The sequence below is a fragment of the Bacteroides propionicigenes genome (assembly GCF_018390535.1).
GTDB lineage: Bacteria > Bacteroidota > Bacteroidia > Bacteroidales > Bacteroidaceae > Bacteroides > Bacteroides propionicigenes.
In genome coordinates this window covers 104647-130194 of record NZ_JAHBBW010000004.1, presented here as the reverse complement: position 1 = coordinate 130194, position 25548 = coordinate 104647, and the positions used below count along the sequence as shown (strand labels likewise).

General features: G+C 45.4%; 21 protein-coding genes and 7 tRNA genes. 16 read left to right on the top strand and 12 right to left on the bottom strand.

Annotated features, from left to right (window positions below; all coding sequences use genetic code 11):
* Positions 1 to 5: 5 nt before the first annotated feature.
* Positions 6 to 401, top strand: coding sequence for a hypothetical protein (locus KG118_RS07380; protein ID WP_117711854.1), 396 nt, complete (start codon positions 6 to 8; stop codon positions 399 to 401).
* Between the two features lie 153 nt (positions 402 to 554).
* On the opposite strand, the gene KG118_RS07375 is transcribed toward KG118_RS07380, so the two are convergent.
* Both KG118_RS07375 and rlmD read right to left on the bottom strand, forming a co-directional pair.
* A complete protein-coding gene (locus KG118_RS07375; protein WP_117711852.1) occupies positions 555 to 1463 on the bottom strand; it encodes an RluA family pseudouridine synthase in 909 nt (302 codons plus the stop codon).
* Positions 1464 to 1481: 18 nt separating this feature from the next.
* Complete coding sequence (gene rlmD, locus KG118_RS07370) at positions 1482 to 2915, bottom strand: 23S rRNA (uracil(1939)-C(5))-methyltransferase RlmD (RefSeq protein WP_117711850.1); 1434 nt, start codon at positions 2913 to 2915, stop codon at positions 1482 to 1484.
* A 205-nt stretch (positions 2916 to 3120) separates the two neighbouring features.
* Between rlmD and ppdK the strand changes: the two genes are divergently transcribed.
* Together ppdK and KG118_RS07360 are read left to right on the top strand one after the other, a co-directional pair.
* Entirely contained in the window at positions 3121 to 5841 is a 2721-nt protein-coding gene (gene ppdK / locus KG118_RS07365; RefSeq protein WP_213388394.1) for a pyruvate, phosphate dikinase, read from the top strand.
* Between the two features lie 194 nt (positions 5842 to 6035).
* On the top strand, positions 6036 to 6920 hold the full coding sequence (locus KG118_RS07360) for a sensor histidine kinase (RefSeq protein WP_117712012.1): 885 nt from the start codon (positions 6036 to 6038) through the stop codon (positions 6918 to 6920).
* A gap of 218 nt (positions 6921 to 7138) precedes the next feature.
* Here the strand turns inward: KG118_RS07360 and KG118_RS07355 are convergent, their stop codons facing one another.
* Positions 7139 to 7759: a superoxide dismutase gene (locus KG118_RS07355; RefSeq protein WP_287052674.1), complete on the bottom strand. Its 621-nt coding sequence runs from the start codon at positions 7757 to 7759 to the stop codon at positions 7139 to 7141.
* Positions 7760 to 7882: 123 nt separating this feature from the next.
* Between KG118_RS07355 and KG118_RS07350 the strand changes: the two genes are divergently transcribed.
* The 8 genes from KG118_RS07350 to KG118_RS07315 all read left to right on the top strand — a co-directional run bounded on the left by KG118_RS07350 (position 7883) and on the right by KG118_RS07315 (position 12290).
* Entirely contained in the window at positions 7883 to 10234 is a 2352-nt protein-coding gene (locus tag KG118_RS07350; RefSeq protein ID WP_117711844.1) for an ATP-dependent helicase, read from the top strand.
* 200 nt (positions 10235 to 10434) lie between these two features.
* Entirely contained in the window at positions 10435 to 11580 is a 1146-nt protein-coding gene (gene nspC / locus KG118_RS07345) for a carboxynorspermidine decarboxylase (RefSeq protein WP_117712010.1), read from the top strand.
* A 110-nt stretch (positions 11581 to 11690) separates the two neighbouring features.
* Positions 11691 to 11763: transfer RNA gene (locus KG118_RS07340), tRNA-Gly, on the top strand.
* Positions 11764 to 11797: 34 nt separating this feature from the next.
* Positions 11798 to 11879 (top strand) — tRNA-Leu (locus tag KG118_RS07335).
* A gap of 42 nt (positions 11880 to 11921) precedes the next feature.
* Positions 11922 to 12005 (top strand) — tRNA-Leu (locus KG118_RS07330).
* Positions 12006 to 12016: 11 nt separating this feature from the next.
* Positions 12017 to 12089, top strand: a tRNA-Gly gene (locus tag KG118_RS07325).
* 20 nt (positions 12090 to 12109) lie between these two features.
* Positions 12110 to 12191 (top strand) — tRNA-Leu (locus tag KG118_RS07320).
* Between the two features lie 26 nt (positions 12192 to 12217).
* Positions 12218 to 12290 (top strand) — tRNA-Gly (locus KG118_RS07315).
* A 124-nt stretch (positions 12291 to 12414) separates the two neighbouring features.
* Here KG118_RS07315 and KG118_RS07310 read toward each other — a convergent pair.
* Together KG118_RS07310 and yihA are read right to left on the bottom strand one after the other, a co-directional pair.
* Positions 12415 to 13011 carry a DUF4923 family protein gene (locus KG118_RS07310; RefSeq protein WP_117711842.1) on the bottom strand — a complete coding sequence of 199 codons (597 nt, stop codon included), beginning with the start codon at positions 13009 to 13011 and terminating at the stop codon, positions 12415 to 12417.
* A 14-nt stretch (positions 13012 to 13025) separates the two neighbouring features.
* Entirely contained in the window at positions 13026 to 13634 is a 609-nt protein-coding gene (yihA, locus tag KG118_RS07305; RefSeq protein WP_117711840.1) for a ribosome biogenesis GTP-binding protein YihA/YsxC, read from the bottom strand.
* Between the two features lie 116 nt (positions 13635 to 13750).
* Here yihA and recR point away from each other — a divergent pair, with 116 nt between their 5' ends.
* Genes recR through KG118_RS07290 form a run of 3 tightly spaced genes read left to right on the top strand, consistent with a single transcriptional unit; the run spans position 13751 to position 15396 of the window.
* On the top strand, positions 13751 to 14368 hold the full coding sequence (recR, locus tag KG118_RS07300; protein WP_117711838.1) for a recombination mediator RecR: 618 nt from the start codon (positions 13751 to 13753) through the stop codon (positions 14366 to 14368).
* A gap of 24 nt (positions 14369 to 14392) precedes the next feature.
* Entirely contained in the window at positions 14393 to 14842 is a 450-nt protein-coding gene (locus KG118_RS07295; RefSeq protein WP_117711836.1) for a hypothetical protein, read from the top strand.
* On the top strand, positions 14842 to 15396 hold the full coding sequence (locus tag KG118_RS07290) for a GNAT family N-acetyltransferase (protein WP_117711834.1): 555 nt from the start codon (positions 14842 to 14844) through the stop codon (positions 15394 to 15396). The genes KG118_RS07295 and KG118_RS07290 overlap by 1 nt, the downstream gene beginning before the upstream one ends.
* 26 nt (positions 15397 to 15422) lie before the next feature.
* Here the strand turns inward: KG118_RS07290 and KG118_RS07285 are convergent, their stop codons facing one another.
* Complete coding sequence (locus KG118_RS07285; RefSeq protein ID WP_117711831.1) at positions 15423 to 16016, bottom strand: YqgE/AlgH family protein; 594 nt, start codon at positions 16014 to 16016, stop codon at positions 15423 to 15425.
* A 151-nt stretch (positions 16017 to 16167) separates the two neighbouring features.
* Positions 16168 to 17484 (bottom strand): pyridoxal phosphate-dependent aminotransferase, encoded by a 1317-nt coding sequence (locus tag KG118_RS07280; protein ID WP_117711830.1) that lies wholly within the window; start codon positions 17482 to 17484, stop codon positions 16168 to 16170.
* Positions 17485 to 17648: 164 nt separating this feature from the next.
* On the opposite strand from KG118_RS07280, the gene KG118_RS07275 reads away from it, so the two are divergent.
* Positions 17649 to 17722, top strand: a tRNA-Asp gene (locus tag KG118_RS07275).
* Positions 17723 to 17952: 230 nt separating this feature from the next.
* Positions 17953 to 19167 (top strand): sugar MFS transporter, encoded by a 1215-nt coding sequence (locus tag KG118_RS07270; RefSeq protein WP_117711805.1) that lies wholly within the window; start codon positions 17953 to 17955, stop codon positions 19165 to 19167.
* 8 nt (positions 19168 to 19175) lie between these two features.
* On the opposite strand, the gene KG118_RS07265 is transcribed toward KG118_RS07270, so the two are convergent.
* From KG118_RS07265 to KG118_RS07245, 5 genes are all read right to left on the bottom strand, one after another.
* A complete protein-coding gene (locus KG118_RS07265) occupies positions 19176 to 19700 on the bottom strand; it encodes a chromate transporter (protein WP_117711803.1) in 525 nt (174 codons plus the stop codon).
* Positions 19697 to 20248 carry a chromate transporter gene (locus KG118_RS07260; protein WP_117711800.1) on the bottom strand — a complete coding sequence of 184 codons (552 nt, stop codon included), beginning with the start codon at positions 20246 to 20248 and terminating at the stop codon, positions 19697 to 19699. Before KG118_RS07260 ends, KG118_RS07265 begins: the two co-directional genes overlap by 4 nt.
* Before the next feature lie 88 nt (positions 20249 to 20336).
* Positions 20337 to 21773, bottom strand: a complete 1437-nt coding sequence (locus KG118_RS07255) for a DUF3868 domain-containing protein (RefSeq protein ID WP_117711798.1) — start codon at positions 21771 to 21773, stop codon at positions 20337 to 20339.
* 25 nt (positions 21774 to 21798) lie between these two features.
* Positions 21799 to 23328, bottom strand: coding sequence for a DUF5723 family protein (locus KG118_RS07250; protein WP_199598792.1), 1530 nt, complete (start codon positions 23326 to 23328; stop codon positions 21799 to 21801).
* Between the two features lie 59 nt (positions 23329 to 23387).
* Positions 23388 to 25124 carry a hypothetical protein gene (locus KG118_RS07245; protein ID WP_199598789.1) on the bottom strand — a complete coding sequence of 579 codons (1737 nt, stop codon included), beginning with the start codon at positions 25122 to 25124 and terminating at the stop codon, positions 23388 to 23390.
* Between the last annotated feature and the right edge of the window lie 424 nt (positions 25125 to 25548).

The following is a 25548-nucleotide window of genomic DNA, read 5'->3' as shown; positions in this document are numbered from 1 at the left end:
AAGTTATGATGAAATATATAAAGGTTTTCTTTCTCTGTATGCTAGTCGTGGGATTAAGTTCCTGTGATACGGATGATGATATCGAATATTGGTTGTCTGGTACTTGGAATGGTACAGTAGGGAGTAGAGATGCTTCCTTTATATTTAATGAGAATCGAAGTGGCAGTTTCCGTATAGAAGGCGGAGATTATGGAGATTTTCGTTGGTATTTTGAAGATGAGGAATATTGGGATGCGCCTTCCGGTACCATTATTTTAGACTTTGGAGCCAATGATAAAGCTTGCATAGCAGGGTCTTGGGCTGATAGAGCATCTTTATCAGGTTGGTATTATGAGTATTATGAAGATTACTTGGATGGCTTTGAAGGTAGAACTTTAGTCTTGCGCAGAGTGGGATTTTAATATTCTGATTATTAATATAATACTGTCATTCAGAGCGAAGCGAAGAATCTATTCTCACATAAATTAGAGAATGGATTCTTCGCTTCGCTCTGAATGACAGTATTATATATGTTATAAGCTTTATCTTGAGATAACTTTTAGCTTATACCTTTTCTATTTCTTTAGAAACAACTTCTTGAACTCCCCCGGATACGGTGTTTCAAACTGCATCAACTCTCCGGTTACAGGGTGATAGAAGCAAAGCTTGAAGGCATGTAATGCCAACCGCCCGATAGGATTGATTTCTTCCAGCCCATACCGTCCGTCACCGATAATGGGGTGTCCCAAATCCTGCATATGCACACGAATCTGGTTCTTGCGTCCTGTTTCCAAGTTCAGCTCTACGAGTGAGAACCCGTTGGCGCGTTTAATGGTGCGGTAGTGGGTGATAGCTTCCTTGCCGCCATCGTCCGTAGGATTGGAATATACATAAAGTTTGCGGTCGGTAAGCCAAGACCTTACCATGCCGGCATTGTTTTCCATTTCCCCTGCAACAACAGCTACATAGCGTCTGTCAGTCACAATGTTATGCCAGTTGTCGCGCAAGGTATTTTGCGTCTTTTCGTCTTTGGCAAACATCATCAGTCCCGAAGTATCACGGTCCAGACGATGAACTATGTACACACGGTGTTGTCTGCCCGACCGCTGAACATATTCGTTCAATATAGTATAAGCTGTACGCTCTTTCTGCCTTTCCGTATTGACAGACAGCAGACCTTGCATCTTTTCGACAACAATGATATAGGCATCTTCATACACAATTTTCAGCAGTTTGTTGCTAAATTCTTTACGCCCCTTTTCGCGGCTGATTTGTACCTTCATGCCCGGCTTCAGAGGGAAGTTGTACTGTGTGGTGATGACACTGTCCACATACACGATGCGCTTGCTCAATAATGATTTTAACTTGGTACGGCTGGCATCCGGCATTTTGGCGGCCAGAAATTCCATTAGTTCCATTGGCGCATTTACCATATAGTCCGTATATTGTGTGCGGGCTTTTGCCATATTTCTTTCTTTTGCCACGAGGATAATTATTTGTAATTAATGATTGGTTTCATTTCTGAGTTCAAGCAGTACCACGTTCTCCACATGATGGGTATGCGGGAACATATCTACCGGCTGTACGGCTTTTACTTTGTATTTCACATCAAGCAACTGCAAGTCCCTTGCCTGAGTGGCCGGGTTGCAGCTGACGTACACAATGCGTTTCGGCTCTGCAAACAAGATAACATCCACCACATCCTGATGCATACCTGCACGGGGAGGGTCGGTGATGATTACATCCGGACGCCCGTATTCGTTAATGAAATCCTGCGTTAGCATATCCTTCATATCACCGGCAAAGAATAATGTGTTCTTGATGCCGTTGATTTCCGCATTGACCTTGGCATCTTCAATGGCTTCGGGCACGTATTCAATTCCGATAACCTGACGCGCCTGTTTGGATACGAAATTGGCGATGGTTCCCGTACCGGTATAAAGGTCGTATACCAGTTCGTTGCCGGTGAGCCCTGCAAAATTGCGGGCTACTTTGTACAGATTGTATGCCTGTTCGGAATTGGTCTGATAGAAAGACTTCGGACCTACTTTGAAACGCAGACCTTCCATTTCCTCAAAAATGTGGTCTTTGCCTTTGAACGTATGTACGTCAAGGTCGGTAATGGTGTCGTTGCATTTATTATTAATAATATATAGTAAAGACGTAATTTCGGGGAAAGTATCCGCTACGTACTGCAACAACTGTTTGAACAACGCCATTTCCTCGTCTTTCTCAATCTTGCAGATGAGAATAACCATTAGTTCGCCGGTGCTGGAAGTACGCACAATCATATTGCGCAGCATTCCTTCCTGTGTGCGCAGGTTGATGAACGAATAGTTGTGTTCGTAGGCATAGTCGCGTACCGCATTGCGGATGCGGTTGGATATATCATCCTGCAACCAGCATTTCTCTATGGCCAAAACCTTATCGAACGCATTGGGAATATGGAAACCCACTGCATTCATTTGTTCGTACACCACATTTTGCCGTACTTCTTCTGTTGTCAGCCAGCGTTTGTTGGAAAAAGTGAATTCAAGTTTATTCCGATAGAACTCGGTTTTCTCGGATCCGAGTATCGGTGATATTTCCGGAAGTTCTATTTTCCCGATACGGGTAAGGTTGTCCGTTACTTGTTTTTGCTTGTATTTTATTTGTTCTGAATAGGGGAGCACTTGCCACTTGCAACCGCCGCATACACCGTAATGTTGGCAAAATGGGACAGCTCTTACCGGCGAGTATTGGTGGAACTTCACCGCTTCCGCTTCAGCATAATGATGCTTTTTTCTCTTAATTTGCAGGTCTACTATGTCACCCGGAACGACATATGGTACGAAAATTACCAAATCATTGACTTTTGCGATGGCTTTTCCTTCGGCAGCCACATCCGTAATTTCCACCTTCTCTAAGAGGGGGAGTTCTTTTCTCTTTCTTGCCACTTTTACACCAGTATAATAAATTCTGTGGCAAAAATAGGTATTTTTTCGGGATTTCTCTCTATGAATTGAAATATTAAATATTGCAATGTCGAAATTGCATTTTGCATTAAAGTTTTTTCTCAAAAAGTTTTCTAGTCTGTGAAATATACTTAGATTTGCGAACAGAAAAATGAAAAATCACAATCAAAAACTTTAAATTTATATTATGGACAAAAAAAGAGTTTATACCTTTGGTAACGGCCGGGCAGAAGGAAAAGCCGGCATGAGAAACCTTTTGGGGGGTAAGGGCGCTAACTTGGCAGAGATGAACCTTATCGGAGTTCCGGTTCCTCCGGGCTTTACAATTACGACTGAAGTTTGTACAGAATATTATGAAATGGGGCAGGACAAGGTCGTTGCCTTGTTGAAGCAGGAAGTGGAAAATGCCATTGCACACGTAGAAACGCTGATGCGTTCCAAATTTGGTGACGTGGAAAACCCGTTGTTGGTTTCCGTACGTTCGGGTGCGCGTGCTTCCATGCCGGGTATGATGGATACTATTCTTAACCTCGGTTTGAACGACGAAGTGGTAGAAGGTCTGATTCGCAAGACAGGCAATGCCCGCTTTGCATGGGACTCATACCGTCGTTTTGTACAGATGTACGGTGATGTGGTGCTGGGCATGAAACCGGTGAACAAAGAAGATGTTGACCCCTTCGAAGCCATTATAGAAGATGTGAAACATGCGAAAGGCGTGAAACTGGATAACGAACTGGAAGTGGAAGACCTCAAGGAACTTGTCAAGAGATTCAAGGCTGCCGTTAAGGAACAGACAGGAAAAGACTTCCCGACTTGTGCATACGAACAGCTGTGGGGAGCTATCTGCGCCGTATTCAATTCATGGATGAACGAACGTGCCATTCTTTATCGTAAGATGGAAGGAATTCCTGATGAGTGGGGTACAGCCGTTAGTGTTCAGGCAATGGTGTTCGGTAATATGGGTGACACTTCGGCTACGGGAGTTTGCTTCAGCCGTGACGCCGCTACGGGCGAAGACCTTTTCAACGGAGAATACTTGATTAATGCACAAGGTGAAGATGTTGTAGCTGGTATCCGCACTCCGCAGCAGATTACCATTATCGGTTCCAAACGTTGGGCTGAACTTGCCGGCGTAAGCGAAGAAGAGCGTGCAGCCAAATATCCTTCCATGGAAGAAGCCATGCCCGAAATTTATAAGGAACTGGATGCTTTGCAGACTAAACTGGAAAACCACTATAAAGATATGCAGGATATGGAGTTTACCGTGCAAGAAGGTAAACTCTGGTTCCTCCAGACACGTAACGGTAAACGTACCGGCGCGGCTATGGTGAAGATTGCCACAGATCTGTTGCATCAAGGCATGATTGATGAAAAGACAGCTTTGTTGCGTTGCGAACCTAACAAACTGGACGAATTGCTCCATCCCGTATTCGATAAAGCCGCTTTGAAGCAGGCTAAAGTTCTCACTCGCGGTCTTCCGGCTTCTCCGGGTGCGGCTTGCGGTCAGATTGTATTCTTTGCGGACGATGCTGCCGAATGGCATGCTGCGGGTAAACGTGTGGTAATGGTACGTATCGAAACTTCTCCGGAAGACTTGGCGGGTATGGCCGTTGCCGAAGGTATTCTGACTGCGCGTGGCGGTATGACTTCGCACGCGGCTGTTGTGGCACGCGGCATGGGTAAGTGTTGCGTATCCGGAGCCGGAGCGTTGAACATCGATTATAAAACCCGTACAATAGAAGTGGACGGCATTACTTTGAAAGAAGGCGACTTCATTTCCTTGAACGGCAGTACAGGTGAGGTTTACAAAGGAAAAGTAGAAACGAAGGCAGCCGAGCTTTCCGGTGATTTTGCCGAATTGATGCAGTTGGCTGACAAATATACGAAGCTTCAGGTACGTACCAATGCGGATACTCCGCACGACGCGCAGGTGGCACGTAATTTCGGAGCGGTTGGTATCGGTCTTTGCCGTACGGAACATATGTTCTTCGAGGGTGAAAAAATCAAAGCCATGCGCGAGATGATTCTGGCAGAAAATGCAGAAGGACGCCGCAAGGCATTGGCTAAGATTTTGTCGTACCAGCAGGCAGACTTCAAGGGTATCTTCAAAGCTATGGCAGGTTGTCCGGTGACTGTTCGTTTGCTCGATCCGCCTTTGCACGAATTCGTTCCCCACGATTTGAAGGGACAACAGGAAATGGCAGATACTATGGGCGTAAGCTTGCAGTACATCCAGCAGCGTGTAGAAGCTCTTTGCGAACATAATCCGATGTTGGGCCACCGTGGTTGCCGTTTGGGTAATACTTATCCGGAAATCACTCAGATGCAGACCCGTGCCATCCTCGGTGCGGCTTTGGAACTGAAGAAAGAAGGCGTTGAGACACATCCTGAAATCATGGTTCCGCTGACGGGTATCCTGTACGAGTTCAAGCAGCAAGAAGAAGTTATCCGTGCCGAAGCAGCCAAACTGTTTGCCGAAGTAGGTGACAGCATCGAGTTCAAAGTAGGTACAATGATTGAAATTCCGCGTGCAGCTCTTACAGCCGACCGCATCGCCTCTTCTGCAGAGTTCTTCTCATTCGGTACGAATGACTTGACGCAGATGACTTTCGGTTACTCACGCGACGATATTGCTTCTTTCCTGCCGATTTATCTGGAAAAGAAGATTCTGAAAGTAGACCCGTTCCAAGTGCTCGACCAGAATGGAGTAGGACAGTTGGTACGTATGGCTACCGAAAAGGGCCGAGCTATCCGTCCGGACTTGAAGTGCGGTATTTGCGGTGAACATGGCGGTGAGCCTTCATCTGTCAAATTCTGCCACAAGGTAGGTTTGAATTACGTCAGTTGTTCTCCATTCCGCGTGCCCATAGCAAGGCTTGCGGCGGCACAGGCGGCAATAGAAGACTAAGCAATGAAGCAGACGCCGTAAGGCGGACTGAATAAGATAGTTAGGGGTCGTAGTCTCATTTTTATGGGATTACGACCTCTTTCGTTTGCAAAAATATGCGTTGTGCGGTCTGATAATTGTATTTTCTTTTCTATATTTGTATGCGCATACATTTGCATTCTTATATACAAACAAAATATACAAACGAATTTGCTATGAAACCGATATTTGCTGCAATTCTTGCAGATTTAGGGAGTGACTTCTATCAGAAAAATGAAATATTGGTAATCTGCCTTGCAGTGATAGTTCTTTTACTCTTGCTTATCATGATTATTGTCTCTATCAGTAAATCAAAAAGTGTGAAGACTTTAAGGCGCATGAATGAAGTTGCGGAAGAGAGCCGTCAGTTGCAAAATGCGTTTATAGCCAATATGACCCATGAGATACGTACTCCTCTGAATGCGATTGTCGGTTTTACCACTGTTCTTGCCGAAACCGATAATTTGGGCAAAGAAGAGCGTATGGAGTTTCTGAAAGAGATTAATGAGAACAAAGACGTCTTGCTGCAACTGGTGAATGATTTGCTGGACTATTCTAAGATTGAAGCCAACACAATGGAATATAATGATGGTGAGGTGGATGTGAACGCATTGATTCAGGAGACTTGTATTGTGGAAAATACGCATACCCGTTCTTCCTGTATTCAGGCGGAGTTTGTGGAAAAGCTACCCCAATGCCGTTTGATGATTGACCGGGTACGCTTCAGGCAGGTAATCGGTAACTTGATACGGAATGCACTGAAGTTTACCGAGCAAGGTAGTGTAAAAGTAGGTTGCAGAAGACTGAGCAACCGGAACTTCTACTTCTATGTGGCCGATACGGGATGCGGCATTGACGAGGAAGGCCGTCGTGCCATCTTTGAGCGTTTTGTAAAGATGAACTACAATATTCGCGGAACGGGGTTGGGACTCTCCATCAGCAAGTCCATAGTGGAACATTATGGGGGCGGCATCGGCGTGGAGTCCAAGAAAGGCGAAGGTTCCACTTTCTATTTCACCTTGCCTGCCACACTTGAGTATAGGGAATACGGCAAGTTTTGACCGGCTCTATTCCTGTCCGGCATATAGATATATTAAGAAAAGGGGGATGTGTCATTACGAATTTAAGCTATCACCCTGTCATTCAGAACGAAGTGAAGAATCTCTTCTCCTTACATATGAGAGAAGAGATTCTTCGTCGCAAGCTCCTCTGAATGACAGAGTGATAGCTTAAATTCGTTTTAACATATCCCCTTCAACAGGGTTTTATAAGGGGTTGCTTATTTCATTCGCTTTCCTACCGCATCCCAGTCCACTATACTCCAGAGGGCGTTGACGTGGTCGGCGCGTTTGTTTTGATAATCAAGGTAGTAAGCGTGTTCCCAAACGTCGAAGCCCAGTAGCGGGGTCAGCCCCGAACGTACGGGATTACTTCCGTTCGCTTCTTTGGTGATATGCAGCTTCCCGTTCTTATCTACCGACAACCATGCCCAGCCCGAGCCGAATAACCCGACTGATGCTGCATTAAATTCTTTCTTGAAGTTTTCGAAGCTGCCGAAATCACGTTTGATAGCTTCCGCCAGTTTACCGGCGGGTTCGCTTTGAGACGGCTTCGGAGAGAATTGCAGGAAGTATAATGTATGGTTCAGCACTTGTCCGGCATTATTGAATATGGCACCGTCGGGTGCGGTAGCTACGATAGTGACCAAATCTTTGTTTTCATACTCCGTACCCGGAACAAGGTTGTTCAGATTGTTCACGTACGTTTGTAGATGTTTACCATAATGGTAATCTATTGTTTGCTGACTGATTACAGGTTCCAGCGCATTGTTTGCGTAAGGAAGTTTTGGCATTTCATGTGTCATAATCATTATCATTAAAGACATTAATAACGTATTCATAAGTTCAATTATTTAGTTTTGAAACTTTACTATACTAACGTGATAACCCATGGAATTGTTCGCTGGTGTCCGAACCTTTTTTTATCTTTGTACCCAAACTTTACCCGTTAGATGATTAGGAATATGTCCGATTACATACAAGAACTGAATGAGGGACAGCGTGCTGCGGTGCTCTATAACGAAGGCCCGTCACTGGTGATAGCCGGTGCAGGTTCGGGAAAAACCCGTGTGCTGACCTACAAGATAGCCTATCTGCTGGAGAACGATTACCAGCCGTGGAACATTCTTGCACTTACCTTTACCAATAAGGCGGCACGTGAAATGAAAGAGCGCATCGCCCGGCAAGTAGGCATAGAGCGTGCCCGTCATCTTTGGATGGGAACGTTCCACTCCATATTCTTGCGCATCCTGCATGCGGAAGCCGCGCAGATAGGATTTACCCCGAAATTCACCATTTACGATACGGCGGACAGCAAAAGCCTGCTGCGCTCTATCATCAAGGAAATGGGGCTGGATGAAAAGGTGTACAAGCCGGGCATGGTGCAATCCCGTATCTCCAATGCCAAGAACCACTTAGTGTCTCCTGCGGGCTATGCCAACAACAAGGAAGCCTACGAAGGCGACTGCGCCGCCAAAGTGCCCGCCCTGCGCGATATTTACCGCCGCTATTGGGAACGTTGCCGACAGGCGGATGCTATGGACTTCGATGATTTGCTGTTCTATACTTTCCTGCTTTTCCGCGACCATCCGGAGGTGCTTGCCCGCTATCAGTCGCAGTTTCGCTATATCTTGGTGGATGAGTATCAAGACACCAACTTTGCCCAGCACAGCATTGTGCTCCAGTTGGCGAAAGAACACCAGCACGTCTGTGTGGTGGGCGATGATGCGCAAAGCATCTATTCCTTCCGGGGGGCGGACATTGACAACATCCTGTATTTTACAAAAATATACCCGGGCACGAAGGTCTTTAAACTGGAGCAAAACTACCGTTCCACGCAAACGATTGTATCTGCCGCCAACAGCCTGATAGAGAAGAACCAGCGGCAGATTCGCAAGGAAGTCTTTTCGGAAAAGGAGAGGGGAGAGGCTATCGGGGTGTATCAGGCATACAGTGATGTGGAAGAGGGCGATATTGTAATCAACAAGATAGCCGAATTGCGCCGGCAGGAGAATTATGCTTATTCCGACTTTGCCATACTCTATCGCACCAACGCGCAAAGCCGTGTCTTCGAGGAAGCCATGCGCAAGCGCAGTATGCCGTATCGCATTTACGGCGGACTGTCTTTCTATCAGCGCAAGGAAATAAAAGACGTAATCGCCTATTTCCGCCTGACGGTCAATCCGAATGATGAAGAGGCTTTCAAGCGTATCATCAACTATCCGGCACGCGGGATAGGCGACACTACCGTAGGAAAAATCACCGCTGCCGCCACTGACAACAACGTAAGCCTGTGGACCGTACTCTGCGAACCGCTGACTTACGGAGTGAACATAAATAAAGGTACAGCGGGCAAACTGCAAGGCTTTCGCAACTTGATGGCGGGCTTTATAGAGAGCGTTGCCGAGAAAAACGCCTACGAACTCGGTGCGGAGATAATCCGTCAGTCAGGCATCATCAATGATGTTTGCCAAGACAATTCTCCCGAAAATCTCAGCCGCAAGGAGAATATCGAAGAGCTTGCAAACGGTATGGGCGACTTCTGCGCCCAACGGCAGGAAGAGGGCAATACAAACATTACGCTGAGCGACTTCCTTTCGGAAGTCTCCTTGCTGACCGACCAAGACTCGGACAAGGACGGAGACGACGAAAAGATAACCCTGATGACCGTGCATTCCGCCAAAGGACTGGAATTTAAGAATGTCTTTGTGGTAGGCATGGAAGAAGAACTGTTTCCCAGCGGTATGGCGGGAGACTCTCCGAGGGCGCTGGAAGAAGAACGCCGCCTGTTCTACGTAGCCATAACCCGTGCGGAAGACCATTGTTTCCTTACTTATGCCAAGAGCCGCTATCGTTATGGAAAGATGGAGTTTGGAAATCCCAGCCGCTTTCTGAAAGATATAGATGTGCGTTTCCTCAAATTGCCGCAGGATGCGGGATTGAGCCGCAGAATAGACGAGACTGCCACGTCTTTCCGCCGGGAGAACAGAGAGGATTTCTCTTCCGGCATGATGTACGGAAAACGTGAGGAAAAAGCTCGTCCCCGGCAGGAAATCATTGCCCCCACCGTTCCCCGCAACTTAAAACGGGTGACGCCTTCTATGGGAACAGCTTCCGCCGCATCCCATTCATCGGCCGCCGCAGGAGGAAGTGCGGTGCAACCGGGGCAACTTATCGAGCATGAACGTTTCGGCTTGGGTGAAGTGATGAAAGTGGAAGGCGAGGGTGATAATGCCAAAGCCACCATTCGCTTTAAAAATGCGGGCGACAAGCAACTTCTTTTGCGTTTCGCACGTTTCAAGATTATAGGACAATAAATATACTTTACAGTTTGAGGAACTGTCCCGAATCGCGGAATTCGTTCTACTAAATTGTTTTCGGCGATTTACTAAAAGAGGGAGGACGATTTAGTAAATCTTGCCCGAAGTTTTAGTAAATCGTCGGAGACTTTTGGGAAAGGCGCTGATTAGGGTTTCCTCAAATTATTTATGAGTGATAAAAAAGATATACAATAATGATGACAGACAAAGATTTCGGCCTTTTCCCTTCTCCTTGCTATATCATGGAAGAAGAACTGTTGAGGAAGAACCTCACACTGATAAAGAGCGTTGCCGACCGGGCGGGAGTAGAGATTATTCTTGCTTTCAAGTCCTTTGCCATGTGGCGCTCGTTTCCCATATTCCGTGAGTATGTAGAGCATTCTACGGCGAGTTCCGTTTACGAGGCGCGCTTGGCGTTGGAAGAATTCGGCAGCAAGGCGCATACGTATTCTCCGGCATATACGGAAGCCGACTTTCCGGAAATCATGCGGTGCAGTAGCCATATTACATTCAATTCGTCGGCTCAGTTCCAACGTTTCTATCCCATGGTTCAGGCGGACGGACAGGGCATATCCTGCGGCATACGCATCAATCCGGAGTATTCCGAAGTAGAGACGGAACTGTATAATCCTTGTGCTCCCGGCACTCGTTTCGGCGTAATGGCCGAACAACTTCCCGATGCGCTGCCGCAAGGTATCGACGGATTTCACTGCCACTGCCATTGCGAGTCGTCCTCGTACGAACTGGAACGCACGTTGGAGCATCTGGAAGCGAAGTTCTCCCGCTGGTTTCCGCAAATAAAGTGGTTGAATCTGGGCGGCGGGCATCTGATGACGCGCAAGGACTACGATGTAGAACATCTGGTTAGTCTGCTACGCGGACTGAAAGAGCGTTATCCCCATTTGCGTATTATCTTGGAGCCCGGCTCTGCGTTTACTTGGCAGACGGGAGTGCTGACTTCCGAAGTAGTGGATATTGTAGAGAATCGCGGCATCCGTACCGCCATCCTGAATGTCAGCTTCACCTGCCATATGCCCGACTGCCTGGAGATGCCTTACCAGCCTGCCGTCCGGGGTGCTGAAATGGGGGATGGCGGCCCGTACGTCTACCGTTTGGGCGGCAATTCTTGCTTGAGCGGCGACTACATGGGCTTGTGGAGCTTCGACCATGAACTGCAAATCGGCGAAAGAATCATTTTTGAAGATATGATACATTATACGATGGTGAAGACAAATATGTTCAACGGAATTCATCATCCCGCCATCGCCATGTGGACAAAAGAGGGGAAAGCTGATGTGTTCAAGCAATTTTCTTACGAAGATTATCGTGACCGAATGAGTTGATAATCAAAAGTCTGCTTTCACATTGGACGGAATGTTCAATTTTATGTGTGAAAAAAGTGCGTAGAATGTTTGCAGGTTTAAGGAAAATATCTACCTTTGCAACCGCAAACGCGGAAATAGCTCAGTTGGTAGAGCATAACCTTGCCAAGGTTAGGGTCGCGAGTTCGAGTCTCGTTTTCCGCTCTTGTCTATGATTTAATGATTGCAATTACCTAATGCCCAGGTGGCGGAATTGGTAGACGCGCACGTTTCAGGTGCGTGTGTCGAGAGGCATGCAGGTTCGAGTCCTGTTCTGGGCACAAGGGTAGAGGCAATGGTCTGTGAAATGTTTAGAATATGTTGGAGAGGTGGCGGAATTGGTAGACGCGCTACTTTGAGGGGGTAGTGACAATTATGTCGTGGGAGTTCGAGTCTCCTTCTCTTCACATAGCATATTGCGGAAATAGCTCAGTTGGTAGAGCATAACCTTGCCAAGGTTAGGGTCGCGAGTTCGAGTCTCGTTTTCCGCTCTTTCTTTGATTTAATGATTGCCCAGGTGGCGGAATTGGTAGACGCGCACGTTTCAGGTGCGTGTGTCGAGAGGCATGCAGGTTCGAGTCCTGTTCTGGGCACGCTCTTTGTAAGAAGGGCATCATTTGCGGAAATAGCTCAGTTGGTAGAGCATAACCTTGCCAAGGTTAGGGTCGCGAGTTCGAGTCTCGTTTTCCGCTCTTTTCCTATTTAAGTTTATTAAAAAAAAAAGCAAAAATCCCCGTAAGTAATGATACTTACGGGGATTTTTGTTTTTCCGTTATAGGGGTTATTCGGGTCAATCCGAAAACCCTATTGGTGTGTTTATTCCTTTTTCAAGGCAAAGCCCAGCATCATGCCGTCATAGCTGTTTGCCAGTGAGCCTATTGTCTTAAGCGTGGCATTGCTGCTCTTGCTGGAAATCAGGGTAATCAGCTTTAATAGTTTGTCCGAATTGAACAGCAAATCCATACTGGTGGATGTACAGTTTACTTTGGCGCTGAGCGGAATCAGCTTCATGAATTTCAGGTTCGCATGCTGTGTGGAAGCGTCGTAGGAGTAAGTCCCTTTTATGCTTTTCGCACCCACTTTGGCTGTGAAAGTGCTGTCTGCATTGAAGGTGAAAGACATTTGTCCTTCTTTGATGCCCACCTTTGCCAATTGCTCGTTCAGCTTGCTTTCGGCAGCGCCGGCAGCTACCGAACCGCCTGCTTTTTGCAGTAGGTTGTCCGATTCGAATTCAATGGCCGAACCGGTATATGCCCATGTTCCTTCCATGCCGGCGGTGCTTTTTCCGGTTACGGTGCTTACTACTTTCTCGATGTTCTCCTTGTTTAATAAATCTTTCAGAGATTGTGCTTGGCTATTGGAAGCCATTAGCAATGCGGCAACGAATATGTGCCAAAAAACAAATCTTTTCATTTCGGTTATAATAATTATAGTTTGGAGTTAATGTCCTTGTTGATTTGTTCGATGTAGCCCAACAGTTCTTCGCGTCCCATACGGTTTTCGGAAGACGTGACGAAGTAGGGGGGAAGCTCTTCCCATTGTTCGTGCAGTTTCTCCAAATAATGGCGGATGTTGCTGTTTATCCTGCCGCCTTTCAGCTTGTCGGCTTTGGTGAAAACGATGGCAAAAGGCACTCCGTTTTCACCCAGCCATTCTATGAAGGCAAGGTCGATGGCTTGCGGCTCGTGGCGGCTGTCTACGAGAACAAAGAGGTTGGTCATTTGCTCGCGTTGCAGGATGTAGGTTTCTATGATGCGCTGAATTTGCTCCTGTCCTTTCTGTCCGCGCTTGGCGTAGCCGTAGCCCGGAAGGTCTACGATATACCAGCTCTTGTTAATAAGGAAATGGTTGATGAGCATGGTTTTTCCCGGAGTTGCGGACGTCATGGCAAGCCCCTTGCGTCCTGTCAGCATATTGATGAGGCTGGATTTTCCAACGTTGGAACGTCCGATGAAGGCGTATTCGGGGAATGTCCCGCCGGGGCACTTGGTTACGTCTGTATTGCTGATGACGAATTCAGCGTTTGTTATCTCCATTTTGTTATCTGTTTTTTAATTTGTTTCTTCCTGCAAAGGTAGCACTTATTTCAAAAATCTTTGTTCATAATGCGGATTTCTCTCTATCTTTGCCCGCCAATAGGAGAACTTTAAGTATGAACGGACAATTTCCCTCGATATTACTGGAGAAAGCGGTGAATGAGTTTGCCAAACTGCCGGGTGTGGGCCGGAAGACTGCCATGAGGCTGGTGCTTCATCTGCTGCGGCAGGATACGGCGGTGGTGGAGGCTTTCGGCAATGCCATCGTTACGCTGAAGCATGAAGTGAAGTACTGCAAGGTGTGCCATAATATTTCTGATACGGAGACTTGCCGTATCTGCTCCAATCCTCAGCGTGATTCTTCCGTTATTTGCGTGGTGGAGAACATACGTGATGTGATGGCGGTGGAAGCGACGCAACAATTCCGCGGACTGTATCATGTGCTGGGCGGGGTGATTTCGCCGATGGACGGAATAGGCCCCGGTGACTTGGAAATAGAGAGTCTGGTGCAGCGGGTGGCAGCGGGTGGCATTAAGGAAGTGGTGTTTGCCCTCAGTACTACTATGGAAGGCGATACGACCAACTTTTATATTTATCGCAAACTGGAAAAGTTGGGAGTGAAGCTGTCTGTGATAGCGCGCGGTATCTCTGTGGGAGACGAACTGGAATATGCGGACGAGGTAACGCTCGGACGCAGCATTGTGAACCGTACTCCGTTTACGGGCGCGGTATGACACATAACTTAAAAAAATGATTGTATGGAAGAAAAGATAAAGCGGGTTGCTTCCCGCACGAAGATGGTGTTTGTATATTTCTGGATGTTGCCCGTATTCCTCGTGGCTTTTGGAGAGACGGGCGGAGAATGGGTTGGCGCCTATGCGGGAGATGTGCGCGCTACGTATTTTGCGGAGACTGTTACGATTCTGCTTACGGCTGCGTTAGTGCCCGTTTCCCTGAAACTTTTTTCGTGGGTGCTGGCTAAGAAAATAGATGTTGTTGCCATTACGGATGCACTGCGCTTGTACGCGCTGTGGAGCGGAGTGCGTCTGGCTCTGCTTGCCGTGCCGGTATTGGCGGGATTTCTCACTTATTATATGATGCTGAGCAATAAGGGAGTGCTTTGCGCTTTGATTGCTCTGACCGCGTCGCTGTTCTGCCTGCCGGGTGAAAATCGTTTGCGTAAGGAACTGCATATAGATAAAGAATAATGAAACCTTCTTATTTTGTAAGTGAACGTGTACGTCTCCGGGCCATGGAACCGGAAGATTTGGAGATAATGTATGCCATGGAGAATGACCCGCAGACGTGGGATGTCACGAACTTCTCTGTGCCATATTCCAAGTATGTGCTGAAGCAATACATGGAAAACTCGCAATGCGATATGTTTGCCGACCGTCAGCTTCGCATGATGATAGTGCGTCTCGAGGATGATGCCGTGGTGGGTACTATTGATGTTACGGACTTTGCCCCGATGCACTCCCGCGGTGAGGTGGGGATTGCGGTGCGAAAGGAGTATCAAGGGAATGGATATGCTTCCGATGCCTTGAAACTTTTATGTGATTATGCCTTTGGCTTTTTGTTTCTGAAGCAACTGATTGTTCATGTGGCTGCCGATAATGACGTGAGCCTGCGTCTGTTCGGCTCTTGTGGGTTTGTGCAGTGCGGACTGTTGAAAGAGTGGTGGTTTACAGGCGGCGAATTTAAGGATGTTGTTTTGATGCAGCGTATTCGTCCTGAGAGTGCGGAACCGGATAAAAGGTAATCGGCAATCGGGTTTGTCGGTTGCTGTCAGTTCAGGGTGGGGATTTGCGGAAAGCGTGACCACATTTCATATTTCCCGCCGAGTTTGCCAAGCGCGTCTTTCCATAGGCTTCTGCTGGCTTTTTCATCCATGAGTGAGGGAATATCCGCTTTGTCCACCAGCCAGGTATTTTCTTCTATCTCCTGCTTCAATTGTCCGGGCTCCCAGCCGGAGTAACCGAGGAAGAAGCGTATTTTTCCTTTTATAGAATTTCCTTCCGCCATAAATCGCTTGATGGCGGTGAAATCGCCGTTCAGATAGAATCCGTTGGCTATCGGGAGTGAGTCTGCTACGTTATCCAGCGTGTGCAGATAGAAAAGGGTGTCGGTGCTGATGGGACCGCCTTTATAGATAGGAATATCTTCCCGGCAGTCGATTTCGCTTAATAAATCATTCAAAAATAGAGGCAACGGTTTGTTCATGACCAATCCCATTGTTCCGTCTTGTGTATGGTCTACTAATAAAATAACCGCTCGCCCGAACATATGGTCACACAAAAAAGGTTCGGATATAAGAACTTTTCCTCGTGTAGGAACTATATGGTTAGTTTCTATTTTGAATATGTCCGTATTGATATACATGCCCCCAAATTAAGTATTTTTCTATAAAGGAGCAAATTATATTTCTCTTTTTTGCGAGAAAAGTGTCTTTCTTGGGGTTTTTAAGGTTTTACAGAGAATGAAGTGTCTTCATGGTTTTGAACGTTCATTCTCTGTAAAAGGCATATACGGTCTATTTTATAGGATGGTTTTCTGCAAAAATAGCCATACGTTCATCCAACTGGGCATATTGATGGTCTTGGATGAATGAGGTGCAGGCGCGTAATCCTTCTTGGTGGCTTCCGGTGGTTACCAGTGAAATGGCGCTTACGCCGTAGTACATCAGCTCTTTGGCAAGCTCGCCGCTGCTCATGCCCGGATAGCCGATAGTGAAGTAGAATCCGTCTGCTACGGGGTCTCCGAGGTCGTTGTCGTATACCAGATGGAAACCGTGACGCAGGAAAATCTCTTTCAATCGCCGTGCGCGTTCTCCATATATCTTTACTTCGTCCAAGAAGTTGTATTCGCCTTCATTGGCAGCTTTCAGCATGGCGGCAAGCGCATATTGCGCCGAGTGGCTGGTTCCGGAAGAAAGGGCGTACAGGACGCGGTGAATGAACACTGTGCCGAACGTACCGCCACCATAGCGTTGTGTCAGTCCCGGATATGCCCGGTGATAAAGTTTGTCCGAGATGCAACTTACTCCGATGCGTTGTCCTGCATAGCTGAATGCTTTGGAACCGGATATGAGCAAGACATAATGGTCGGTGTAATGGGCTACTGAAGGCTGGTATGGCGCTTGGAACGGTTTGCTTAGGTCCTGACGGAAATCCATGGCGAAATAGGCAAGGTCTTCCAAGACAATTACGTCATATTGAGTGGCAAGCTCACCGATAATGCGGAGTTCCTCTTCTTTCAGACATATCCAGCTGGGATTATTCGGGTTGGAGTAAACAATGGCGGAGATATTGCCTTTTTTGAGATAGCTTTCCAACTTTTCTTTCAGTTTGTCACCACGGTAATCGTACACATCAAAGGTTTCATATTTCTGTCCCATTACAACTAATTGTTGCTTTTGCACGGGGAAACCGGGGTCGATGAACAGGATGGTATCTTTCTTCCCGTCGCATTGGCTGCATGTGAGGAATGAGGCAAAAGTTCCCTGCATGGAGCCTGTTACCGGTACGCATCCTTCCGGCGCTACATCTACGTTGATGAATGCTTTGATAAAGCGGGATGCTTCCTCTTTCAATGCCGGCAAACCGTTGATGTCCGGATATAGGCTTGCTATCCCTTTTTGCAGAGATTCAATTTCCGCCTTTACTCCTACGGCCGAAGGTGGCAGTCCGGGAACTCCCATTTCCATTTTTATAAATTCCACACCGGAATCAGCTTCTGCCTTAGCTGCGATAGCTTTTACTTCGCGAATAGTAGCTTTTGCAAAGTCTGCAATATGAAAATCTTCGATAGTTTCATCTATTAATTTACGTTCAATAGGGGTATTTTTCATGATTTCTATTTTTTTTGTCTATGCAAAGGTAACATAAATCTCTTATAATCAACCAATGTTAAAAAAAAGATGATTTTTTTTCTTTCAAGCTATTGCAGGTTAAAAAAAAACGCCTACCTTTGCAACCGCAATCGAGAGAGATAGCGATGAAAGAATGAAATTCTGGTGCGTTAGTTCAGTTGGTTAGAATACATGCCTGTCACGCATGGGGTCACGGGTTCGAGTCCCGTACGCACCGCGAAAGCAAATAGCAAATTAAAGCAAAGCTCTGAAATTCAAGGATTTCAGAGCTTTGCTTTTTTGTTGTTTCTGCAAAAAAAAAGGCTTTAGATAGCCTCTATATGGCTTATTCGTGATGCTTTTGTGATAACTGTATCCGGGGGCGGTAATTATTTAAATTGGATAGGTTATGGACAAGTTTTTATTGTTTATCTTTGCAGCCGCATTTATTGGCAGATAAAAGATATTATGAAACAGAAACGAATACCGTTGGTGGGGGAACAATATCTTGTTCCTTTTATATTGATTACTTCTCTCTTCTTTTTATGGGGATTTGCGCATGCCATTTTGGATGTGCTGAACAAACATTTCCAAGAATTACTGGATATTACGAAAGCGCATTCGGCTTTTATCCAAGCAATGATGTATATGGGATATTTTGTTATGGCTATTCCTGCAGGCTTATTCATAAGCCGTTTCGGGTATCGCAGAGGGGTGGTTTTCGGATTACTGCTGTATGGTATCGGGTCGTTATTGTTTATTCCCGGACAGTACTATCTGTCGTTCAATATGTTTTTGTTTGCTCTTTTTGTCATTGGTTGCGGACTGACTTTTTTGGAAACTGCAGCCAATCCTTATGCTACGGAATTGGGAGCAAAAGAGACAGCTGCCAGCCGCTTGAATTTTGCACAATCGTTCAACGGATTGGGATGTATTTGCGCTCCTGTATTGGCAGGGTTGCTTTTGTTTTCGGAAGACGGGAATGGCAGTGGGGGTAATGTGGCTCTGCCTTATGTCGGTATGGGGATAGTTGTATTGTTAGTAGCACTGGTTTTTTCAAGGATAAAGCTACCCGAAATAGAGCATGGGATAGAGGTGGATGAAGAAGGGCATCAGATAGGGCTGTGGTCACACAAACTTTTTATCTTTGGTCTGCTCGCTTTGTTTGCCTACGAAATAGGAGAAATTTCCATTAATAGCTTTTTTATCAATTATGTAGTAGAGCAGGGCTGGATGAATGCTCGTGATGCTTCACTGGTACTCTCGTTTGGCGGATTGGGCTTGTTTATGCTGGGACGTTTTGCGGGTAGCTGGATTATGGGACGTGTACGTGCAGAGAAAATGTTGTTGGTTTGCGCTACAGGAACGGTAGTGACTACTTTGGCGGTATTGCTTGATGTCGGTATGGTGTCACTGATAGCGTTGCTCTGCGGATATGCTTTCGAGGCTATAATGTTTCCTACTATTTTTGCTCTTTCTCTAAGAGGGTTGGGCAACCATACCAAGCGTGCTTCTTCTTTCTTGATGATGTCTCCCGTAGGCGGGGTAGTAGGTCCTCTGTTGATGGGGCTTGTAGCCGATTATACAACAATGGTGATAGCGTTTATCGTACCGTTGGCTGCTTATTGCGTGGTTTGGTGCTATGCACGCAAAATGCTGTCTGTCGCAGGAAAAGTGCGGTAAAAGACCTGTCAATATAGAATATATCCGGCTATTCCCGCAAGTATTATCAGCAGGATAGGATGTATCTTCCACTTCCAAGTCACTCCGAAAGCAGCCGCAAAGATGAGAATGCTTTTGTAGTCAATGAAGTTTTCTTTATTCATCAGTAACAAGGCGGCTGCGGCAATCAGTGAAACAGACATTGGCAATAGTCCCGACATGGCAGCCTTGATGTATTTGTTGTCTCTGCATTTCACGAAGAAATAGGATATGAGCAGTACTAATATGAATGAAGGCAGGCAGACAGCCACGGTGGCGGCAACAGCTCCCCATGCGCTTTGAGTAACGGTATAGCCTACATATGTGGCGCTGTTGATACCAATCGGTCCCGGTGTCATCTGTGAAATAGCTACGACGTCGGTAAATTGCTGGAGTGTGAGCCAGTGATAGCGGTCTACTACTTCGTGTTGGATTAATGAGAGCATGGCATAGCCACCTCCGAATCCGAACATTCCAATTTTTAGATATACTAAGATTAGCTGCCAATAAATCATGCTTGTAGTTTTGTAAGTTTATCTTTTAACCATAGTGTGTAAATGAGCCCGCCGGCAATTCCTGCCAAAACAATGTAGACAGGCGACAGTCCGCATTGCCAGATGAGCAATGTTGCGATAGCGGGAAGCACCAGTTGCCAGTATTTCAGTTTCAAGGCACGCACTGCGGAAATGCAAGGAAATACGATTAAGGCTACCACCGCCGGGCGAATGCCATTGAAGATGCGTATCATAATTTGATTGTCTTGAAAACGGGCAAAGAACATTGCTATCAGCATCATAATGACGAAAGACGGTAGTATGGTAGCCAAAGCGCATACCAAACTGCCTTTTACTTTGTGCAGTTTGTAACCGACAAATATGGATATATTGACCGCAAACACTCCCGGTAGCGACTGGGTTAATGCGAACATCTCCATAAAGTCGTTTTTAGTCATCCATTTTTTGTTTACAATCTCTCGCTCAATAAGTGGTATCATGGCGTATCCTCCACCGATGGTAAACATTCCTATTTTGGCAAATGTAAGGAATAGAATCAGGTATTTCATGTCTTCTTATATCTATACTAAAAGAGTTGCAATATAGGGGAAAAATCCCACTATTGCAACTCTCTTATGAGTTATATCAAGATGTACGTTACTTCATCTTATTCAGGTTTTCCTGTGCTTTTTCAGGCTCTACGGTCAAGGCTTTGGTAAACCATTCCTTTGCGATTTCCGTATCGCCGGACAGCCATGCCAATACTCCCAGGTTGTTCCATGCACGAGGGTCATCTTTTACTCTTTCCAAGTATTGTCCGGCACGGTCAAAGTCACCGTAAACGATATTGGCGGAGGCGGCATTGATATTCGCCACAATGTCTGCAGGGTAATTAGTGGCGGCTATTTCATAAACTTCCTTATATTCCTTTGTGCCCGGTTGGAAGTTCTTGGCCACACCATACATTTCCTGCAGGTTCAGCATCTTGGGATTGGTATAAATCAATGTTGCCGCTTCGGAGTTGCGGACTTCACGTATTTCGTAATCCACGGAGATAGACAGACGGCGCAAACGGGAATAATATTCGTTTATCATGGTGCGATAAGTCGTGGCTCCCAATCCGGTCTTCAGTCTGGCTTCACGTACATCAAGGTTGGTGTATTTGTTGATGATTTCCAATGCCTTGTCTGCATATGCAGGTTTGTCTTCTTCGAGCATCTTAATAAGGCTGTCCCAATCTTCACCGGCTGAAGTTACGTTCAATATGCTGTCAGGGAAGTGATAGCTTCCTCTCAGATAAAGAGCGAAGGAGTCGGCACGTTTTGTAGCCACGCGGTCGTTGGTCTTGGCTGAGCCGTCGGGTGAAGCGTATCCGCATACGTTGATAGCTTTGAAAGTAACCAAATCACCTTCGGTCAGCGGGTTCAGAGTTTCTTTCAGCTTTTGCAACTCTGTGGAGTTGTTCTTGAAATCAGCTTTGAATTCTGTGCCGCCTACTGCATATTCTATGTACAGGGTGTTTTGTTCGGAACGGACTTTCAAAGGCTCTTCCGTTGGAGTAAGGTAAGACACCATGCTCATACAAGGTTCGCAAATAGCCCCTTTCTGTGGCAATGGCTCTTCTTCTACGATAACTACCGGTTCTATTACCTTTATTTCGGGTAAATCCAGCAGACAGTCTTTTCTGCCTTCCTGCAATATCCACATATCCGCCTCGTTCATCCATTCTTCATAAGGAAGACATACGGTGTAGTTAACCAAATTTTGGCGGTCGGCAGACTTTCCTTTAATTATGGTATAAGGTGCATCATAATAGCCTTTCTTGGCAAGTTTGCGGTCTTTATGGCGCATCTTGAATTTCTTCTTACCGGTTACAACAACGGGCGGCAGGGTTTTGTACTTCTTTCCGGCAAACAGTACCGGAGTAAATGCATAGGATTGAGTACTGTTGACTTTCACGGCTTCCATATTGAACTTGAAATCCAGTGTCAGCGTATCGTTCTCCAAAGTCAATGCCGGTTTGGTGACTTTTACTTCACCTGCAAATGCAGCCAGTGGCAACATGGCAAACAGCAGACAATATATTTTTTTCATATTCTTCTTGTTTTAGTTGATGAATTTAGAGTGATTGAGTTTCTACCGTTTTGTATTTACGCTTGTGCTTGGGTCCGAAAGTGAAGTTGATACCCATGTTTACGTTGACTTGCGCACGGCTGATAGGAGCGAAGTAAGCCGGTTCGTATTTGCACATGGGGACGTCTGCACCGATGAAGAAGTTGAAGCCGCGCGGGTGGAAGTTCAACATGATACCGGCATCGGAGCCGAAGTTGGACAAGGCATAGTTTACAGATGCTTCAAACCAAGAGAGAGGAGCTACATTGGCAGAAACGCGGGCTTCTGTCCATGAGTGCTTACCTTGCATACGGGTAGTGGAGAGGAAACCGAAGCTCAGACGGTCGTAAGCGGGCAATGTGTATTGTGCACCCAAGTGCAGGGTGGCTGCGAGGGCGGTGGTACGTTTCATGCCTTCACCTGCCTTGTCAAATTTGGCGAGGTCGGCAAGGTCGTCTACCAATTCGTCTACTTGGGTATCCAGTTTTTGATTACTATCAGTTCCGTCGTCTTTTACAGAGATTTCACTGAAACCGTCGAAAGTGAAGTCCTTGCTCATTGTTCCTTTAGTTGTATTCTTCCAAGATATGAAACCGAGGTCGAGCAGAGAGGCGGAGAATGTCCATTCATCGTTCAGCTTGTACGTTGCTCCCAAATCAATAGCCATACCGAAGCCTGTGGGGCCGAGGTTGTCTGTATCAAAATCCATATCATCATACGAAATCTGTCCTTCAGTGCCTTCTTTCAATGTTTGGGTTCTGTTTCCGTCGGCATCCAGCGTATAGTCGTCTTCCTGATAGTTGCCGGTTTCACCTTTGGTAGGTATTATAAGACCCTTGGCGGACATATAGAGTTCGGCATTCTTAGGAGTGATAGTCCATTTGTCCTGAGAGGCGAGGATGTTCAACTCATCAATATGCATGGTTGCTTTTGCCAATCCCACGAGAGCCTTGACTTTGGCGCCTACTGTCAGGCGTTCATTGATTTCGCGTGCATGGCCGAAAGCGATTTCCGCATAGTTGGTAGATACGATATTCAGGTTTTTCACATTGTAATTGCTTCCCGTTTCGCTGGCTACTCCGTTCTTCATGAACTTAAAGAGCTCATCGGGCATGAAGAAGTTGGTGTTTGACTTTACGGAGATACCTAATGTGTTGAAACCGCCCCAAGCGTGAAAACCTAAGGAGAGTATCGACTCGTCTATGTTGACGCCTACTTTCAGTCTTTTAGGCAGTCCTTTCATGAATTCGGCGCTGCTGACTTCTTCATTCATGAAGGTGGTGAGGTCTCCATTGGCTTTCTTGAAGATAAAGTCGCCTACGCCACCTGTGGACTGTGCACCGATTGTAAGATTTCCCAAACCGGGGAAGCTGACATAACCGCGTTCGCCCATAAAGGCAGGATTGAGTTCATGACGGTAAGTGCTTCCTTCCAAAAAATAGGTTGAACGGCTGTTCTGTGTCTGTGCCATTGCGTCACTGATTGCAAGTGTCGCTACTGCTCCGGACAGTATAATTGCTAAAACATTTGTTCTCATTCGTTTCATTATATATGATTATTGAATCTTTAGTTTGTATCGCATGAAATATATTTTTCTTAATTCAAATCTACTTTGATGCCATTAGGTATTTTCAGCTTCATATCTTTCAGTTGCATCCACTGTGAGCTTAATAACTGAACATCGGTGGCTTGTCCCGGTACAGCAGTTACTTTCAGCTTCAAACCGTCCAGTTTGCTGATTGCACCTTCTGCCGTTGCGTTGAGATTGATGGATAACGTGCTTGAAACTTCAGTTTTGCCATCTTTGCTTTCCGTGATTGTTCCTTCTACGGTTACATCAATATCTTCTATCACGTTGCCATTCGCATCAAGTGCGCTGACGTTCTCATTCTTGATTTCCATTGCTAAAGGAATGGTGTTGACTGCGTTTATTGAAAGAATCGCTTTTTTGATGTCTACATCTTCAAGGTCGAGATCGAAGTCGTCAATGGTCTCTTCGTATACAATTCTCAGATTGCTGCCGAAACTCAGAGGAACATCAATGTCGTAACTACTGTTTAATATGTAGTCTTGCCCTAAGCCAACATTATAATAGTCATTGGATTTTACAGCCGGTTCCAAATCGACGGTTATTTTGTCGGGGATAGTTTCGATTATGTCATTTAAATTGGGTACAACAACATTAGTCACCCCTTCTATTGTGGTTGCAATACGTGTTAAAGAAATGGTTTGTTCGTTTTGTCCACTTGGTTTTAGTATAATTGACTCTCCACCGTTACCGCTTCCTATTTTTACGCTTTTAGTAACTGTCCCATTCTTATAGCCAGTCATAACTCCATCCAGTTCTATATTTGTATTTAAGGGGTTGTTGGCTTTAAATGAGAAAATCGGATTGATAATATCCAGTTGAACATCGTCATCTTGTAAAAAATCCGGTAAATTACTTAATTCCACTTCTGTGGGTTTTACATTCATATCGGGTTTTACAGTACCTTGCATACTGTTTACGGTCATTTTGTCCAGAGTGATTTGCGGCTTGATACTTAAAGAGGCTTTCTTTGAAAGATCGATTTCGGTAACGTTAACAGTAGCTTCTACATTTACAGCTTCATGAAGCGAGAGTGTACCGGCATCAACTTTTTTCCCCTCACCGTATTGTTCACTAAATGTAAATCCGGTTACATGCAATACAACCTCTAAACCGTTATTCTTATCAATTTCCTTATTGGTTATAGTATATTTATTGTCGGTAAGTTGCTCTTTGAATTGTAAAAAATCAGGGAACGCAATTTCCATAGTCTTAATTGTAGCTTTATTATAGCTTAGTGCACCGTCGAGCTTGAATTTCAAGGTTAGGTTTACATCATCCATGGCTGTCAAAGAACCGATTTCTATTACAGCCGGATCTATTTCTGTGGCTGTTGCATCAATGAAGCCGTTACTTTTTACATTTTCTGCTGTATAGTCGACATCTGTAGGGAATTCATTTTCATTAATAATGCTAATTGGACTAATATTATTCTCTGATTTATTTATGTCCACTAACTTTACCGATGTATTTGTCTCATCAATATTGTCCGATTTCAGCAAATGGTATTCTCCATTCTCCAATACCTGCAAATCATCTCCTTCGTCAATTTCAATGATTTTATCCAGCGTTATTTTCTCCGTATATCCTACGGGAATTGCCAAATGTTCGCCACCTATATTGACTGTCATGTCAATATCTTTGTTTAAGTCATAACTATTATCGATGCACGATGTGGTTATTCCTAACGATGTTAATAGTAGAGCCGCAGCTATGAGCGGTCTTTTTTTTGTGTTTAGCATCATAATTTTTACTGTTTATAATCGATATTATTGTTTTGTTTATGCGGTTTATTCTTTTTAAAGAATCTGGAAAAATAGGATAAATTTAAAGACCTTTGGAATACTCTTTAAAAACTGCGCAAATATATGAATATTCTTTAATAAGTCGGTGAAAACAGTGATAAAATGTGGAAAATTTCGAATAAATGTTGCATACACCTATTCTCAGTGCGTACGAGATCTATTGCCTAAAAAACTTACATCAGACAGAGGGGGGCTTCAGCCGTACACTCAGGGTGTCTCAGTCGTATACTGAGATAGGTTGTTTGTATATATCTGATTGACAGTTAGTTGTGATGTATTCTCAAAAATAGAATAATTTGTGACAAATAGACGCTCAATTCTTAAATCTATTTAAAAGCCGCTCATTTTATAAAGTTTAATATTT

What these genes read in the sequence shown, in the direction of transcription:
- KG118_RS07270 (WP_117711805.1), top strand. Translation starts at nt 17,953, where the DNA reads ATGAAACAGAAACGAATACCGTTGGTGGGGGAACAATATCTTGTTCCT.
- KG118_RS07260 (WP_117711800.1), bottom strand. Translation starts at nt 20,248, where the DNA reads ATGAAATACCTGATTCTATTCCTTACATTTGCCAAAATAGGAATGTTT.
- KG118_RS07280 (WP_117711830.1), bottom strand. Translation starts at nt 17,484, where the DNA reads ATGAAAAATACCCCTATTGAACGTAAATTAATAGATGAAACTATCGAA.
- yihA (WP_117711840.1), bottom strand. Translation starts at nt 13,634, where the DNA reads ATGGAGATAACAAACGCTGAATTCGTCATCAGCAATACAGACGTAACC.
- KG118_RS07360 (WP_117712012.1), top strand. Translation starts at nt 6,036, where the DNA reads ATGAAACCGATATTTGCTGCAATTCTTGCAGATTTAGGGAGTGACTTC.
- KG118_RS07250 (WP_199598792.1), bottom strand. Translation starts at nt 23,328, where the DNA reads ATGAGAACAAATGTTTTAGCAATTATACTGTCCGGAGCAGTAGCGACA.
- KG118_RS07355 (WP_287052674.1), bottom strand. Translation starts at nt 7,759, where the DNA reads ATGAATACGTTATTAATGTCTTTAATGATAATGATTATGACACATGAA.
- recR (WP_117711838.1), top strand. Translation starts at nt 13,751, where the DNA reads ATGAACGGACAATTTCCCTCGATATTACTGGAGAAAGCGGTGAATGAG.
- KG118_RS07245 (WP_199598789.1), bottom strand. Translation starts at nt 25,124, where the DNA reads ATGATGCTAAACACAAAAAAAAGACCGCTCATAGCTGCGGCTCTACTA.
- KG118_RS07350 (WP_117711844.1), top strand. Translation starts at nt 7,883, where the DNA reads ATGTCCGATTACATACAAGAACTGAATGAGGGACAGCGTGCTGCGGTG.
- KG118_RS07255 (WP_117711798.1), bottom strand. Translation starts at nt 21,773, where the DNA reads ATGAAAAAAATATATTGTCTGCTGTTTGCCATGTTGCCACTGGCTGCA.
- KG118_RS07380 (WP_117711854.1), top strand. Translation starts at nt 6, where the DNA reads ATGATGAAATATATAAAGGTTTTCTTTCTCTGTATGCTAGTCGTGGGA.
- ppdK (WP_213388394.1), top strand. Translation starts at nt 3,121, where the DNA reads ATGGACAAAAAAAGAGTTTATACCTTTGGTAACGGCCGGGCAGAAGGA.
- KG118_RS07265 (WP_117711803.1), bottom strand. Translation starts at nt 19,700, where the DNA reads ATGATTTATTGGCAGCTAATCTTAGTATATCTAAAAATTGGAATGTTC.
- nspC (WP_117712010.1), top strand. Translation starts at nt 10,435, where the DNA reads ATGACAGACAAAGATTTCGGCCTTTTCCCTTCTCCTTGCTATATCATG.
- KG118_RS07290 (WP_117711834.1), top strand. Translation starts at nt 14,842, where the DNA reads ATGAAACCTTCTTATTTTGTAAGTGAACGTGTACGTCTCCGGGCCATG.
- KG118_RS07285 (WP_117711831.1), bottom strand. Translation starts at nt 16,016, where the DNA reads ATGTATATCAATACGGACATATTCAAAATAGAAACTAACCATATAGTT.
- KG118_RS07295 (WP_117711836.1), top strand. Translation starts at nt 14,393, where the DNA reads ATGGAAGAAAAGATAAAGCGGGTTGCTTCCCGCACGAAGATGGTGTTT.
- KG118_RS07310 (WP_117711842.1), bottom strand. Translation starts at nt 13,011, where the DNA reads ATGAAAAGATTTGTTTTTTGGCACATATTCGTTGCCGCATTGCTAATG.